General features: G+C 52.2%; 11 protein-coding genes and 2 pseudogenes. 4 read left to right on the forward strand and 9 right to left on the reverse strand.

Annotated elements, in window-relative coordinates:
- Nucleotides 1–194: 194 nt before the first annotated feature.
- The 3 genes from A6013_RS26955 (at nt 195) to A6013_RS21540 (ending at nt 4809) form a co-directional block, all read left to right on the forward strand.
- A complete protein-coding gene (locus tag A6013_RS26955; RefSeq protein WP_139128238.1) occupies nt 195–410 on the forward strand; it encodes a hypothetical protein in 216 nt (71 codons plus the stop codon).
- Nucleotides 411–539: 129 nt separating this feature from the next.
- Entirely contained in the window at nt 540–1184 is a 645-nt protein-coding gene (locus tag A6013_RS21535; RefSeq protein ID WP_069733738.1) for a response regulator, read from the forward strand.
- Between the two features lies 1 nt (nt 1185).
- Nucleotides 1186–4809, forward strand: a complete 3624-nt coding sequence (locus A6013_RS21540; protein WP_069733739.1) for a response regulator — start codon at nt 1186–1188, stop codon at nt 4807–4809.
- 13 nt (nt 4810–4822) lie between these two features.
- Here A6013_RS21540 and A6013_RS21545 read toward each other — a convergent pair whose 3' ends face one another.
- From A6013_RS21545 to A6013_RS21555, 5 genes and pseudogenes are all read right to left on the reverse strand, one after another.
- On the reverse strand, nt 4823–5461 hold the full coding sequence (locus A6013_RS21545; protein WP_069733740.1) for a response regulator transcription factor: 639 nt from the start codon (nt 5459–5461) through the stop codon (nt 4823–4825).
- Between the two features lie 326 nt (nt 5462–5787).
- A pseudogene (locus A6013_RS21550) lies at nt 5788–6450 on the reverse strand (carbonic anhydrase family protein).
- 466 nt (nt 6451–6916) lie between these two features.
- The gene (locus A6013_RS26960; protein WP_139128239.1) at nt 6917–7093 is read right to left on the reverse strand and encodes a PepSY domain-containing protein; all 177 of its coding nucleotides are present in this window, start codon (nt 7091–7093) and stop codon (nt 6917–6919) included.
- 356 nt (nt 7094–7449) lie between these two features.
- Nucleotides 7450–7677 (reverse strand): annotated as a pseudogene (locus A6013_RS27910) (hypothetical protein); the annotation flags it as partial.
- Between the two features lie 37 nt (nt 7678–7714).
- On the reverse strand, nt 7715–8704 hold the full coding sequence (locus tag A6013_RS21555) for a tyrosine-type recombinase/integrase (protein ID WP_069733741.1): 990 nt from the start codon (nt 8702–8704) through the stop codon (nt 7715–7717).
- 247 nt (nt 8705–8951) lie between these two features.
- On the opposite strand from A6013_RS21555, the gene A6013_RS21560 reads away from it, so the two are divergent.
- A complete protein-coding gene (locus tag A6013_RS21560; protein ID WP_063136867.1) occupies nt 8952–10103 on the forward strand; it encodes a hypothetical protein in 1152 nt (383 codons plus the stop codon).
- Between the two features lie 625 nt (nt 10104–10728).
- Here the strand turns inward: A6013_RS21560 and A6013_RS25485 are convergent.
- Genes A6013_RS25485 through A6013_RS21580 form a run of 4 tightly spaced genes read right to left on the reverse strand, consistent with a single transcriptional unit; the run spans nt 10729 to nt 15329 of the window.
- On the reverse strand, nt 10729–11148 hold the full coding sequence (locus A6013_RS25485) for a Mov34/MPN/PAD-1 family protein (protein WP_240184583.1): 420 nt from the start codon (nt 11146–11148) through the stop codon (nt 10729–10731).
- A 40-nt stretch (nt 11149–11188) separates the two neighbouring features.
- Complete coding sequence (locus tag A6013_RS21570; RefSeq protein ID WP_083264113.1) at nt 11189–12958, reverse strand: E2/UBC family protein; 1770 nt, start codon at nt 12956–12958, stop codon at nt 11189–11191.
- Nucleotides 12958–14256 (reverse strand): cyclic GMP-AMP synthase DncV-like nucleotidyltransferase, encoded by a 1299-nt coding sequence (locus tag A6013_RS21575; protein WP_069733742.1) that lies wholly within the window; start codon nt 14254–14256, stop codon nt 12958–12960. The genes A6013_RS21570 and A6013_RS21575 overlap by 1 nt, the downstream gene beginning before the upstream one ends.
- A complete protein-coding gene (locus A6013_RS21580) occupies nt 14256–15329 on the reverse strand; it encodes a CBASS cGAMP-activated phospholipase (RefSeq protein ID WP_069733743.1) in 1074 nt (357 codons plus the stop codon). The genes A6013_RS21575 and A6013_RS21580 overlap by 1 nt, the downstream gene beginning before the upstream one ends.
- Nucleotides 15330–15913: the final 584 nt, after the last annotated feature.

A 15913-nucleotide genomic window follows, 5' to 3' on the forward strand; every position in this document is an offset into this window, starting at 1 on the left:
CAATATATACTACATGCCTAACGTCTGACCCCGACATCGCAAAGTGGTATGGGACGCTCAAAGCCGGCCCAAACTCGTGTAGCTTCGGCCCCGGTGTAGATATCGACCTGGGCGGAGTCCAGGCGACTAACGGGCCGGGTGAAAGCGAACTACAACAACGGTACACTAGCGCTCGGTGCGCCACGATCAGCACCGTGCGCATCTACGTGGCCGGCGGCGGAACCGTTCCTACCAACGTGCCAGGTTTAAATGCTGAGATCTATATCAATGACCAGCTAGGTGAATACAAGGGACAGTACGATCGCGAACGTGAACTGCGCATCGGGGCCAAGGTAGTATGGGCAGATGGAAGCGCGTTTACAGGCGGGGCTATCACTGCGCAGGGGATCATTGTTACCGAAATCATGTAATAAAACCGGGGGCCCCGCTTTGGCCAAACCCTGTTTTCAGGACAGCGGCGCAACGCGTCACCAAACCGAGCAGTTCGGCGATCTTGTAGTATCATACAGGGGGCGCACTCACATACGAGGTCTAAGTAGATGGCAGCGAGTAACTCCTTATTTCTGGTCGACGATCATCCTGTCGCCCGGCTGGCGGTGCGCCTGCTGTTGGAAAACGCCGGGTACCAGGTGGTGGGAGAAACCGACGACGGCTTGCGGGCGCTACAGCAAATCCGCACTATGAACCCGGCGCCGGACGTAGTGATCGTCGATCTGGATATCCCTGGGCTGGGCGGTATGGAGCTGATGGAAAAACTACGCAATGGCGGCTACGGGGGCGGGCTGTTGGTGCTGACCGGCCGCGACGACGAACACTACATTAACCGCTGTATCGGCGTGGGCGCTGATGCCTTTGTCAGTAAGCGCAACAACCTGGAAGAATTGGCAGATGCGGTACGCGCTATTGGCCGCGGCTACGGCTACTTCCCGCTCCGGCGCCGTACCGGCGGCGGGCTGCAACCACAGATGCCGACGGAAACCAACCCGATTGCCGCACTTTCTAATCGTGAGCTGCAGGTGTTGCAGCATCTGACGCGCGGGACGCGGGTGGTGGATATTTCTCAACAGATGCACCTCAGCACCAAAACCATCAGCACTTACAAGCGCCGTATCCTCGAGAAGCTCGGGCTGGACTCGACGCTGGCGCTCGTGGATTTCGCCCGTTCCCACAATCTGGACGCGTAACTTGCCTGCGATTATCAGACCCTTCTTGCTGCTGGCGCTCCTGTGCACGCCGGCGCTGGCCTATATTCCCTACCAGCCGCTGCTAATCAGCAGCCGTGAAAGCTACACGCCCAACCGCTTCCATCTCGACGACCCGGCGTGGCGCTGGCTGGGGGAAAAGCAGGTGATTAACGTCGCGGTCTGGCGACCGTCGATCCCGCCGCTGGACATATTCACCGAAGAGGGGCGCTACGAGGGCATTACCGCCGATTATCTGCTGCTGATCTCGCAGTACCTCGGGCTGCGCGTCTCCGTCCATGAATACCCTAACCGCGAAGCGGCCATTGCGGCGCTCAATAGCGGCGCAGCCGATCTGGTGGTCGATCCCGCCGGGAAAATGTTCCCGCTCGACAGTGCGCTGGTGATGTCCGAACGGCTGACCAGCGACAATCCGGTGCTGGTGCATCCGCACCGCGCCGGCAATAGCCCCTTCCAGTACGAAGAAGGCATGCAACTGGCGGTGTCGCAGTGGTACCTCGATTATGCCTGGCTGGAAAAACGCTTTCCCCGCGCACGCATTTTGCGCTTCGAGTCCGACGACGCGGCGCTGGCCTCGGTGGCCTTCGGCGACAGCGATTTTTACATCGGCAGCCTGGTCGCTACCACTTACCTGCTCGACCGCAATTACAGTTCCTATCTGGAAGTTCAGGAAAGCTACCCGGAGCTTGACACCGGCAGCCGACTGGTGCTGCGCAAGGATCAGGAGATGCTGCTGAGCAGCATTAACCGCGCGCTGGCAGCCATTCCCGACACCCAGCATCAGGTGATCCTGCAGCAGTGGGGCGAACGCGCCGATTTGTGGCGGGTTCGTAAAAAAATCGCTTTTAACGGGCGAGAACAGAAATGGTTGGCGGCCAATCCCATCGTTAAGGTCTCGGTGAACAAATTCTACGCGCCGTTCACCACTATTGATGCTAAAGGCAATTTCTACGGCGTTACCGCCGACGTGCTGCGTCTAATCCAGTTGCGCACCGGCCTGCGCTTTCAACCTGTGCCAGCCGACGCAGTGGACGATATGCTGGAGCACATCACAGAGGATGATGCTGCCTTCGTCGGTGCCATCAGCGAAAGCGGCGAACGCGGCAAGAATATGCTGTTTTCCCGACCCTATTTCACCTCGCCGTTCGTACTGGTAGTGAAGGCGGGAGAGGACACCAGCAGGCCGCTGGCGGCCGGGGCCCGGGTGGCGTTGGTGAAAGGCAACGCTTTGCAGCGCGAGCTTCAGGCACAGTTCCCGGGTATTGAAATCCTCGACGCGCCCAACGCCAACCTGGCGATGCAGTGGGTTGACGAAGGCAAGGCGGATGCCGCGGTAAACAACCTGTTCGGCGCCACCTACATGATTGACCACTACTTTAAAGGCCGTTTGCAAGTGGCCGGGCGGGTTGGCAAAGAGATGGCGGCGATCCGCTTCGCCGTCGGTCGCGATCAGCCGGAGCTGCTGAGCATTCTCAATAAGTCGCTGGAAAGCATCAGCCCCAACAACATGTCCGGCATCCTTACCAAGTGGCAAACCCGCCCTGACGTGCAACTTAACACTTGGGAGCTGTACCGCACCCAGTTCTGGCTAGTGGGCGGCGGGGCGACCGCGCTGGTGCTGAGTTCGCTGCTGTGGATCTTCTACCTGCGGCGCGAAGTTGCCGCGCGCCGCAAAGCGCAGCAGGGCCTGCAGTCGCAGCTCAAGTTCAATGAAACCCTGCTTAACAGCGTGCCGATCCCGCTGTATGTTGTCGATCGCCATGGTGAGCTGGTAATGTCCAACCCGAGCTGGCGCGATTTCTTCCACGGCGATTCGCCAGACCGTTGGCTGCGCGGCCCGCGCCACGGCGAAAGCCCGCTACACGAGGCTTGGAAGGCGGCGGCGCGCCTGTTTACCAACAAGGCGCACCACAACAGAAGTGATACGCGCACCGTTGCAATTTTTGACGGAGAGCGCCAGCGCACCGTGGTGCATTACGCAGTGACCTATGCCCGGCCAGATTCGCACGCCGAAGGGCTGATCTGCGCCTGGATGGACATTACCGAGCATGAAGCCTTGGCGAAAGCGCTGTTCGAAGCGCGTGAGAACGCCGAGCAGGCCAACCGCGCCAAGAGCACCTTCCTGGCTACCATGAGTCATGAAATCCGCACCCCGGTCAGCGCCATCATCGGTTTACTGGAGCTGGCGGTGCAAACCTCAGGCAAGGCCGATGACAGCGAGGATCCTGTGCGGGTAGCCTGGGAATCGGCGCGCTCTTTGATGGGGGTGATCGGCGACATTCTGGACATGGCGCGTATCGAATCCGGCCGGTTGGAGCTTTCGCCGGAGTGGCTGCGTACCACCGAACTATTGCCACCGGTGGTGCGGGTGTTCGAAGGGTTGGCGCGGCAGAAGAGCCTGCGGCTGCGCAGTTCGTTGCCTGCGGTATTGCCCTACGAAATTTTCGTCGATCCGCTGCGCATTCGCCAGGTTATCTCCAACCTGGTCAGCAACGCGGTGAAGTTCACCGAACAGGGCGGCATCGATATCGATCTTGATATTACTGCTTTGCCCGACGGCCGAGTGCGGCTGCATATCAGCGTGCAGGATAGCGGCTGCGGTATCGACGAAGCGGCACAGCGGGATATCTTCGATCCTTGGGTGCAGGCGCAAAACGGCAGCGTTACCGGCGGCTCCGGCCTCGGGCTGGCGATCTGCGCCCAACTGGTGAACATGATGGGCGGCGAAATCTCGATGGTCAGCCGGCCGGGGCAGGGCACTACAGTCAGCTTCAGCATTCCGGTGGAACAGCATAACGAGCGTCCGGTCACCACAACGCAGGCCACCTCTGAACCGGTAGGCCACCATGTCGAGCTGCGTATTCTGATCGTTGACGACCATCCGGCCAACCGCCTGTTGCTGCGGCGTCAGCTGACACATCTAGGCCATCATGTAACCGAGGCCCAAGACGGCGAGCAGGGTTGGGCGCTGTGGCGGCAGGAAAGGTTCGAGCTGGTGATTACTGACTGTAGCATGCCTGGTATGGATGGTCTGGTGCTAACGCGGCTGATCCGCGAACATCAGACTCACCCCACGATCGTCATGGGGCTGACTGCCAACGCTTGGCCAGAGGAGCGCATCCGCTGCAAGGAGGCGGGCATGGATGACTGTCTGTTCAAGCCGATGCAACTGCAGCAGCTGCAGGCGATGTTGGCAGATGTGACCCAGCGCCTACATCCACAGCAGGCGGAAGCGGAAACCGAAAGAAGTGTCGCGCTCGAAGCGCTGGTGAATTACGAAGGTCTGCGCGCGCTGGCCCAGCAGGACGACCAACTGATGCGTGAACTGCTGAGCGCCACGCTCGGCAGCAACCTGACGGATCTGCAAGCCGCCCGCGAGTGCCTAGAGCGGGAGGAGTGGCAAGAGCTGGCGAAGTGCATCCATCGTATCTCCGGTGCGGCGCAGATCGTCGGCGCGCAGCAGGCGGCACAATGTTGCATTAACCTCGAACGGCTGTGCCAGCAGACGCCGCCGGAGCCGATGGCGATCCGCCTGGGGTGGCAGGCGACGCTGCTCTGCGTGGAGGATCTGAACCAGGCGATTGACGGCTGGCTGGCGGCGCGCTAACCGGTGCGTCGTCTTAGTCGACCAGCGCCTGGCGTTTTGCCAGAGCGATCAGGTCGGCCAGGTTGTGCATGTTGAGCTTGATCAGCAGCCGTGTTTTATAGGTGCTGATGGTTTTGTTACTCAACAGCAGTTCGTCGGCGATCGCCTTGTTGCTCCAGCCGCGCGCCAGATACTGCAGTACCACCAGTTCGCGGTCAGAAAGATCGCTCAGCCGCTGCGTTTCGCTGCGATTTTTTTCCGGCTGCATACGGGTCATTGCGCTGCCATAACATGCCGCCGGCAGGTAGACCCGCCCGGCGCACAGCGTTTTCAGCGCTTCCGCTAGACTGTCCAGCGCGTCGTTTTTGGCGATAAACCCTTGCGCTCCCGCCTGGGCGCAGCGGCTGGCGAAATGCTCCTGAGCCTGGGAGGAGATCACCAAAATTTTCTGCGGCATACCCTGAGCGCGCAAGCGCGCGATCACCTCCAGTCCGTCCAATTTTGGGATGTTGATATCTAGCACGATCAGTGCCGGATCCAGCTTGCGCACCAAGTTGATGGCACTGGGGCCATCGCCGGTCTCGCCCAGCACCTTAATGCCCTCGCGTTCTAAAATCAGTCTTATCGCCATACGCATCAGCGGATGATCATCAACAATCAAAGCACTCTTCATCTTTTCCTCGCGATGCAGCCTGGCTGCTGCTCAATCGTTGTTATTTTTCCGGGGACCGGTACCCATTCCCTGCAGGAAGTGTCCTACAGCATCGTCGGAATACCCCGACGGCGCAGAAACGCCAAAAAAGTTAATATAGTCAAACAATAACGGAAGCAAACCACACCCGTGGATAGTCCTTTGGTTGCCGCTGTGGCTGCGGCAACTTTTTTTACTGTGCAGGGTGTACTGCGGGTTAAAAATGCATGAACAGATGAAGTCGGCCTGTTTTTTTATTTCCTGTGCCAGTCTTTGCGGCCAGCGTCTGCAACGTGGCTGCGGACAGATCATCGGGTCAGAAATTCAACTTCTCCGCCGGCTAGGTGATATATGGCACCGACCATCTTTATTTCCCCTGTCTGTTCCAGTTTGCTCAGTACCGGATTGCGAAGGCGAATATCCTGCAATGCCATCTGTACGTTCGTGCGGGCCACTGCATCGTCAAAGTCGTAGTTAGTTGCGCTTTTGTCCCCTTCATACTGGGTTGCCTCTATCGCCGGTTTGATTTTGTTCAGCAGTCCGGTCAGGTTCCCCAATTCGGCGTTGGCGATCGCACCTTTCACAGACCGCAGGAGGTGTAGCCCAGCACCAGCACCAGCTTGGCTCCTGCCAGCTCACAGGCAAATTCCATGCTGCCGAGAATATCGGCGTTTTCCACATTGCCTGCCATCCGGCAGTTAATGGTTTCGCCGATCCCGGCATCCAGCAGGATCTCGGCCGGTGCGCGGGAATCGATGCAGTTCAATATCACCGCCGAAGGATATGCCTTTTCTGGCTGGCGCGTTTTTGCGCCAGATAGTCGTATTGCAACATTTGGTCGGTACGAAAACGCTGGTTGCCCGCTTTCAGGCTGTCAATCACCTGGTCGGTATCATGGCGTCGCGTTGTTCTTTGCTGAGCACGGCGGCGAATGATACCGAAGGCAAAGCAAAGCCGGTAATGCCGGTCATGGCAAGCGCGGAAAGGCCGACAGTGCGTTTAAGCAAGGTGCGGCGGGACGCATGTTGTCGCTCAGGGTGGGTAGTGTGGTTATCTCCCGTGTAATGAAGTAATGACTCGTAGTGAATGCCTCAGCCGCCCCCCACCGGACGGTGTAGGGGGAGCTGTGATGTTGCTCTACGGGGGATTATTGGTGTTTTAAGAACTTTCTTGTATCGGCCCATCACACCGGTGGTGTAGTCGTGGGTGGCACTTTTAGTAGTCCAAGGATGATATGTAAGGCTCGGTGGCCGATCACTCATTCCAGCAGCATCAACAGCGCCAGGCTCAGGCACAGCAACGGGATCAGCTAGGTGCTTAACGCTGCCAGCGGCAACAGGAGGTTTTACACGCTGCGGGGCAGTCTTCGCCATAGGGTGACGATACTGTGCGGGCTCGGTGGTATGAGGCTCAACCTCGGCATACGACGCCACTACATCAGATAACCGTGACGCACAGGCCACTGCCGAGTAGCGTCTGGATCAACTGATTCGTCACGCCAAACAGCACGCCCATATGTGCGTCTATCCCCCAGCGGATAAGTTTGGCGACCGGTTGATAGCGTTCTAACTCAAGCCTGTCGAGGATTTTGAAGCTGCGCGCGTCGATGGCCACCGCGTCGACCTGAGTCGGCCAACTGCAGTCAATATCGCTGACTGCCCATGCGCGCTCGGAGCGGCAGGTGATCGTATTTCCACTTTAGCGGCGTGCTGCTGCGGACGCGCCTGCAGCAGCACGCCGTCGAGGGATTACGCAATAGCGTTGCTGCCCGCCAGGGTGCATGTGCATGTTCATCTGCCAGTGCAGCCTCCGAGCACAACCCGCTGTTTAACGCCGGTGATTACCAATGAAGCCATTGCCGCAGCTGTGCAATATTGTGTCCCGCCAGCTGTGACCAGGCCAGCCCAGTGGCGGAGAACCTCAGCAACAGCAGGAGCGTTATGTCGAGTAGCGTATGGCGGCGGTAGCAACGGCGTCAGCCCGGCCTGCTGCAACAATTCGCGGGTGGGGACGACCGGTCGGCGGCAATGGCTGCACAGCGTGCCGAACAAACGTTGAGAAAGCACCCCGAGCAGCGAACAGGCCAACAGAAAGGATTCGACGCCCATGTCACGCAGGCGTCCGAGGGCGCCGCTGGTGAGCAGCGTGGCGCTTTTTCCCGAGCCGGTCGGGCCAGTCACTAGCAGAATGCCGAGCGGAATCCTGTTAACTTAACTTCTTAACATGTTGTTAAGCTCATAACAGATCCAGACGGTCCCGTGCCGTACGCAGGCGTGCCTCACCGCGGCGATCGTACTGCTGGGTGGTGGTTACACTGGCGTGGCCCATCGCATCCCTGACCGTAATGAGATCCTCGCCGTTATCCAGCATGGCCGTCGCAAAGGTTCGCCTTAAATCGTGCGGCGCACACTTCGCTATCCTGGCCTGGCGCTGGCGCACCTGCAGGACATGGTACACGGCCTGGTCGGTCAGCCGGTCATTCGTCAGGGTGTCGAACCGGCGGATACGGGTGAACAGGGGACCCGGGTGTTCCCCCCTCACCTGGTCAATCCACACCTGCAGCCGCTGCCAGGTCCCGGCTGGCATATAGGCCAGGCGCTCCTTGTTTCCCTTGCCCAGCACCCTGAGCGCCCGCTCATCTGTGACAACGTCACTTAAATCCAGCCCCACGGCCTCCGAGCGACGCAGGCCGCAGCCGAGAATAACCGCCAGCATGGCCGCATCCCGGGGGCCCAGGCTGGTTCTGTCGGCGTCACAGACTGCAAACAGCTTCCTGATTTCTTCTGCCGGCAGGGCCCGGCCGCGCGGGAGGCGGCTGCCGCGCAGGTTACGCACGGCCCGGATATGCTGGAAACTCTCGACGTCCATCAGCCTGAGCATCCAGGCTTCCTTCGCCACCCCCTTGAGTGCCGAAAGGTAGGTGTTCACGGTGGCCGTGGCCCGGCCGGTGTCGCGCAGCAGCTCGGTCACGGCCATCACGTGATGGCGCCGCAGGCTGCCCCAGCTGCAGGACTCCAGGGACGCGGCGCCGAGCATACCGGCGACGATGTTAAGGAACGAGGCCATGGTCTGCCGGCTGCGGGGAGAATTAAGGGAAAGCAGGTAGGCCCGGGCGGGACCGACAGGAGCATTCTCACCGGACAGCGCCGGCAGGAAATCCTCATCCGGCGGAATGACCGACGGGGGCGGGAGCAGCTCGGGTTCATCATCAGGCATCAGTGTCATCCGGGGCTCCGGTCAGGCCGGAAAGGGACCGGCGCGCTGCGTGAAAAATCGGGGTAAATGATACCGTCAGAGCGTACCGCAGAGAGTCTACTTTTTCAAAGATACATTTTAATAAGTAGAAGAAACAGAAACCATTCTTTGTACATTGCCGCACAAACAGCTGTGACGGTCAGATTCGGGTAGGTGCCTGTACGCTGTAACGCTGCTAATTTAGCTTAACCACCATAATAAAGAGGGAAGGTTAGCAATGAATCAGAAATGGAAGACGCTGTTAATTTCGGTATTAACTCCGTCTGGTATCATATCAGGGATCGCGCTAACTGTGCTCTGGGGATATTTCAGTCGTCTTGACAGGCTGGATGTCTTCTTTGAGGTGATGAGCATAAAAAGCCTGTTCGCTCTGGTCTGCTGTGCGGCCGTTTTCTCATTGGCGATTCTGTTGTTTATCTTTTTTATAATCTCAATTTTAATGCCTATTATCATTCCTCAGGATATCAACAATCTTCCTACATATAATAAAATTCAGAATAATTTTTTATCTGTACTGATGCTATCCGGACTATTCCCGATGGCTTTTATCTATGTGTTTTACTATGCTTTCGACTTCAGCCAGACCGTAAAAAACAACTCAGGCTGGCTGTCTTTGCTAAGTATAGGTGTACTTACCATAATTATTTCCTGCCTGATAAACCGAAAACATCTTGAACACGACTTATCAATTAAAAAACCGAAGGTGAGATGGATGCGGCGATGTCAGATTTATGTGGCCATCCCGCTCTGTATTGCCCTGCTGGCGCATCTTCAGGTGTTTCCACTGGAAATAGTATTCAGGAATATTTCCGCATCAACTGAAAAGGTCAGCTTCAGGATAGTGGCCGGGATGGCGTTCATGTCGTACATGGTTTTTTTTATGACAATTTTGCCTGGCCTCGTTTACCTCAGAATGGATGCAAAGGATAAATTTCCAAAAAAGATTAGCACTTCCCTGATAATGTCTCTGATGATACTGTTATTTATTTCTACAAAAATCACTGTCTTACCTGTTATATTTACTCATTCCGTCATTAAACTTTCTGGCATAAGTGATTTCAGCACCCACAGCTATATTATAAAGGCGAGCGAGTATCCGGAGGAGTTTTTTTCTAATTCGGTTTGGGAACGGAAAGCAATCAAAGCAGGGGAATATTACTCGGTGCGGGCTGTTTCTATATTTACTACCAATCAATTCAGTTTTCTTTGCCCTGAGGCGATTATAAAATCCTACAGGGAAAGCTGGAAATTTAATCCACTGGATACTGATTTCGATACAGATGTCAGGCTGAAACTCCAGAAAGACGCCGCTTACTGCGTACCGGTTTCAGCGACAGCGGTAAAAAGATGGGACGTACCTCTTCAGTAGTCGGATAAGGGTATAAGTGGGAAACTTATACCCTTCATTATCATTTCCCGGTTGATTTACTAGGTTTCAATCCGGGGGTGTTACCGGGAGTATCCTTATTATCGCGACGGCGTTGATCCGGCTTTCCTGTTGACTTGGCAATTGGCTTCGGACCTGGTTTTAAACCCATGATACTGATTCCTGAGTTTCAGAGGGACATCCTCAATACAGATATATGGGATCGAATGTACATTATCAAGGCATAAACACAAATTTTGCAAACCAACTATTAATTATGTGATCCATGTATCATATGGAATTGACTCTGCTTTGCTGCTATTAATCCTGTTAGTGCTTGAATCCCAAAAACTTTTGAAAGCACTCTATACAGTTTTCTCGCAGAATTTTTATTAGCTTGAATTCAACTATAAAGCCATGAATCAAATAAGGTTGCACAATCACATCCTCAGTCTTTTATCAAAAGAAGGATGATATATCAAAGATCTAGCAGAAATTATCCATGCGAGTAATTTGCCAATTAAATTTTTATTGCTGAGCTCATCGACAAATATTTATTAAATTATACACTTTTTAAATCTTACTTTAATAGCTCATGCGTTTCCAGAATGGCTGTCGATTTATGATTCTAACTTTTATCTATCTTTTCATTTAATGATCTAATATCATTACCATGTTTTATACCAAGCCAGTTGCTTTTTCTGCCAACAATAAGCAGGACCATTGGATCTGTTGCTATCAATCCGGCCAGCCATGATTTTATGTCTGTATACGATGGTTGAGGAAAATCTTCTGGGTGTGTATGCCATTCACCTAAATAAACAAGATAGCCATCTGATTGTTTAAACAATTCGTCTACTTTCTGCTGATGATGATCACCTTTTCTTTCAAACCGATTCCGTGTCCTTATGTCACCCTGACCTGGTTCTGAAATATCAGTGACTACAATGTGCTGTCCACGGCGTTCCCCGATTATAGTTCCTCCGGCCTCAGTACTGACATAATGCATTTGACGATAGGAGTGGAACAGTCGAACGACTTCGCTCATGACCACTACATGATTATCAAATTCATCTATGAATACCAATTCATTTATGTTCATTACATACAGAGCAGTTAGGTTGATGTGGCAAAAATTGAGGTCTGAACGAACGCCCGCCCTCAAGGACATGTTCATTGTAAGTCCACTTTAACTCTGGCTCGAGAGTACTTAACACGGCCATCTGAGCAAGAGATGCAGTTATGTTACTAACTGCCGCATCATATAGTGTGTAAGTGCTACCACAGCTTTTATTTGTTTCACTTGATATATCAAGAGCCATAAAGCGCAAATCGGTTCCGTCATGGTATTTTTCGGGATTAGAAACCATACATCCATAACAGCTTCGGCCATCATCAATAAAGACTTTTGATGCCCTACCATTTCCGTCATTGAATGCGTGAATAATAAATGGTCTTTGTTCCCGAGGGATGTTCCTTACTACCGCAGCGATGCGTTTTGATACAGGTGGGCGTCCTGTCGCATCAATAATGATGTCGTACTTCTGCATTACATCTGTGTTGATACGGAATTGTTTATTAAATCCAATAATCTTAGTCTGTAGATGTAATGAATCTTGGAGTCTTGTCGCCAGTGAAAGGGATTTATACGATCCAAAATCATGCGACGATAAGGTATGGCGACCAAAATTACTGGGTTTGTAGATATCACTATCATACATATGTAGTAAACCTTTGCCACATCCAGCTCCGTTCCTGAGTAATAATTCAGCCAGATATCCGCCAATTGTGCCACAGCCTATCAACGCTATGCGCTTTTCAGACAAACTTGCTGTACCTTCCCGTTGGGCATTTCGACTGAGGAGCGTCGTAATATCGGCGCGAGTTACCCCCAGTCTTTGATATTCCGTGCAAACGTTTTTGCCACCTAACATCGTGGCGAGTTTGACAGTTGAGTTTTTAGCTGACTTTTTGTGCCTCCTGAAATCAACAGATTGTGTATTGAACTCAACATAGGTAGCAAAGATATCCTGATTTAAAACATCAAAGAGAAAAATATACCTTTTCTTCCCTTCAGCTTTGATGTGTTCAATGACTCTGTCTCTGGCATTGTGGTCTGATTTTTCAAGCCACTCCAGTAAATCCCGGAATGAAGCAGGTGGCCATTTCATCCCGGCAAGGCGGCTGGGGTTTACGGAAATGTAGTGTGTGTTGATGGGAATATCTTTTAACGAATTCCGGGGGAAATACCTTTGCTTGAGCCATTTGGTAATAACGGCTTCCGAATCCTCTGATGAGGATTCCTCAACCGTTATGTACTCCTGTCTGGTGGTTCCATCAGACATAAGTGATTTCGCCAGACTGGTTTTAAGTCTAGTCCCCCGGCTAGCGTTTGACAGAAGAAAGAGCGTCTCGCTGGGTTGCCAGTATGCAGCAAATTCCCCTTCCAGCTCTCTCTTATCGTTTAGCCCTTTCGTGGCAGCGGATACCGAATTAATGAGGGTGAGGTGTATCTGCGCATCAATTTCTTTGTATGTCCCTGCCAGGTCGTTGGAGTCCCAGTCGGCTTCCATTTGGTCAACGTAGCAGAGACACCCTTCCAGGGCGACGTGAGGCAAAAGGCAGTTTTGGAACTGCTCAGGTTGTTCAATAATAATTGCTATCGGTAGTTCTGTGAAAGGGTCTGGGCGAATCACCAGAGCAACATTAAAGTTACCTGCGTCAGTCGTGTATTCCTTCGTGTAATATCCTTCCCCGCGCACCTTGCTGTATAGAATAGATTTCTCAGGGAGATTGCGGGCACGCATATAACGATACCCGCAGCCTGTCATCACTTTATGGAGTTGCCCGTCATCCATTAGCCACTTACCATTGTTTTGTTGATAGGCTTGGATGCTGGCTCTTTGGATGGGGAATTTAGAAATGCAGGAGCAGCCGCAATTGATGTGATTAAGGAGGCATTAGTCACACGTTTCCCAAATGCTTCATTGATTTTACGCAACGCATCCTCTCTGCTCTCTGAACTCTCAGCAGCAAGCAGAATACCGTGTAATCTTCTCATGGTTTCAATTATGGTTCTCTGGTGTACGTTTTGATCACGCTCAGCAGGGAACAACAATTTTGTGTCAGTATCGTCGGGGCTTTCCAGTCCGTGATTGAATTCATCAGGCAGTAACCTGGCAACGAGTTTCATGGTCCCAGTGAGGTCGGCACCATCATGAGCCTCTTTGTCGAGGATATTTACAACAGCAGCCATCAAGCTGATTGATGATGGGCCTCCAACATCCCATTGAGCATCTCGCCAGGCTTTCATAAAGCGACAAATATACCGAAGGTGGCTGCCTATACGATCGCAACTCTCATTGAACCAGTCTTCTACAATTTTAGGGTCACTGATCGACCATCTCCTGGTCCCTTCACGTATTGCTAAATTCACTTTGTCTGACTCTACGACATATGATTCAAGTCCAGCCCGGTTTAAAGCTAGAGACTCAAACATTGAATCAGATTTTATAAGGTGTGCAGAATCTGCTGCTGTTTGCTTTTCCTGGAATTTCTCTTTAGGAATTGCATACATAGGTACATCGATGTGTGTTTTCTCATTAGAGATTTTGATGCGGCCGCAGTTTTTCTTTTCTTCAAATGTCCATCCTGCGTTCTCCGCTTCTAACGATTTCAGCGACGTATCCACGAGCAGTAGCAGCAGAGTGTGTCCAATGCTGGGTTTCGATTCAAATACGGTCATGGGCATGTAGGTGCCATCATCGATATCCATTTCCTGCCCTGGATGAAAGGGCCTGTTCAACGTATCGTACTGAAAGCTCCCCTGTGTCGAAAATCGAGGCTGGTATTTGATAAAGTCATCACGGGCTTCATCTTCCATTTCAAAAATAAGTCGAGCAAGATCGGCACGGTCCGCGGGGGAGAGGTAACGAACATTCGTTTCCTCAAGTTTCAATCTGACATTCTCAAGTGTCAGTGCATGCCTTCTTACATCAGTAGCGATTTCTCTGGCTTCCTTGAATACGTCTCTTGTTCTCTCTCGGACCTTCTGGCGAAGCGCTATAAGTTTATCAGATTCAGCCTTGCCCAGTTTGAGCTTACTGATTAAGCCGTCCATACTGTGGCTATAGTAATTGTTAAAATCCCAATGCATCAGAATACCTCCTGCGCGATTTTGCGCTTAAAGGGTTTTGCAGGTGTAGTGAAAAAGTTCTTAAGTTTTTGGTTTTGAGCGAACTGCACATTAGCGAGTTGCCTCCCCCTAGCGCTCAGATTATCTATCGAACTCTTCGTGGCATTATCCAGAGTGATATCGCTGGCTGCTTCATTGGGAATAACTTCATCCAGGTAGGTGTAGTTATCGAACGCATCACGGAATGTAAGCTCGCGCAGGAGCATACTTTTATGCAGGTGTTGATTAGCCGTCATGGTTGTAAGGACCAGTCGTTTACCTGTTCCCCACAGACGGCAGTATCCATTCCACCATCTTTTGCTTAATAGTTTCGGACTAAGTGAGTACTCTTCACCGACTGTACCGATGTTGAGTATGTGTATGTCTTTATGAATAACATCAGGAAAATCAGACTTCATGTCCCTGAACACTTCCAGCAAACCGATATAGCTGGGGTTGTTAGCGACTAAACCTCCATCAGCAAAATAAGTGCGGAGATCTTCACAATAATGTGGGGCAAAGTATGTTGGTGCTGCCGAGGTTGCAAGCGCGGCATCAATCAGTTTAAGCTCGCCATCGCGTGTAAAATCAGGGTTGTGAGGTGTCTTGAAAAACTGAGGTTTTCCTGTCGAAAGATTTACTGCTGGGATTATTACTCTTCGGGTCAGGTCATTAAAGGTGGTTCCACCGCCAATCATCGTTTCAACGGTTTCACGGAGGGGGGCGCTACTGTAAATAGGTGCAACAAGTGACTTAAGGAGATTGGCAAATCCCCATCTTGATGGAAAAATGTCATTCGCTTTTTCAAAGAAAACACGTTCCAATTCGCGAGCACTTTTACCTGTTGCTAGGCCTAGCGCCAGTATCCCGCCTATTGATGTTCCCGTGATGAGATCAAAGAATTCTCCAATTTTGATTTCACGGTCAGGGTACCTGAGGGAAAGTATCCTCTCAATCTCAGCAAGCACACTGATTGTAAACATCCCCCTGGCCCCACCACCGTTCAGGCTCAGTATCCGCACGCCATAGTTTTTGGCTGCATTCAAATCAGACATTACTTAACCCCGCACCGAAAGAAAGATATCTATTAGATGTGGCCGCTTTTCCTTTTTTCAATATACAAACAACCAGTGTTTTCAAATTAAGTCAGGTATGCTGACTTTTGATTTGAGCATGTTTTATCATCCTAATTAAAATTAAATAATAAAAATTTAGCTTGCCATAATGGTTAATGTTCAACCGAAATGAAGAAGAAAATGCATCGTGGTGTGTACAGCAGACTTCTGGTTGGTGCTCAGTTGATCCCCAAGAATTAAGCTCTGGAGGTTCAGTTCTATGAGGGGCGTGATTATGTCTGCCATTTGATCCATGTCATCATACCCAGTGGGCCAGATTCACGGTAACGCGACAGAAGACATTGGTACTGGCGATCGGATATTCCCAGACGCTCTGCAACCATCTGAGTGACCAGAAGCCGGTCTACAATTTTAAGTCGGTTAACTTTATCCAAGATGAAAAAATCCGCTGCATGTGCCGTCGTTAGATTCCTTTAATGTAATGCCATCTTAACTTAGCCACTACCACTATATGTCTGGGCTGTTTTTAAAGGTCCGCTTTGTGGCTAAATTAAAATGTCCGC

The organism is Enterobacter sp. IF2SW-B1 (assembly GCF_001743375.1).
GTDB classification, from domain to species: Bacteria; Pseudomonadota; Gammaproteobacteria; order Enterobacterales; family Enterobacteriaceae; genus Enterobacter; species Enterobacter bugandensis.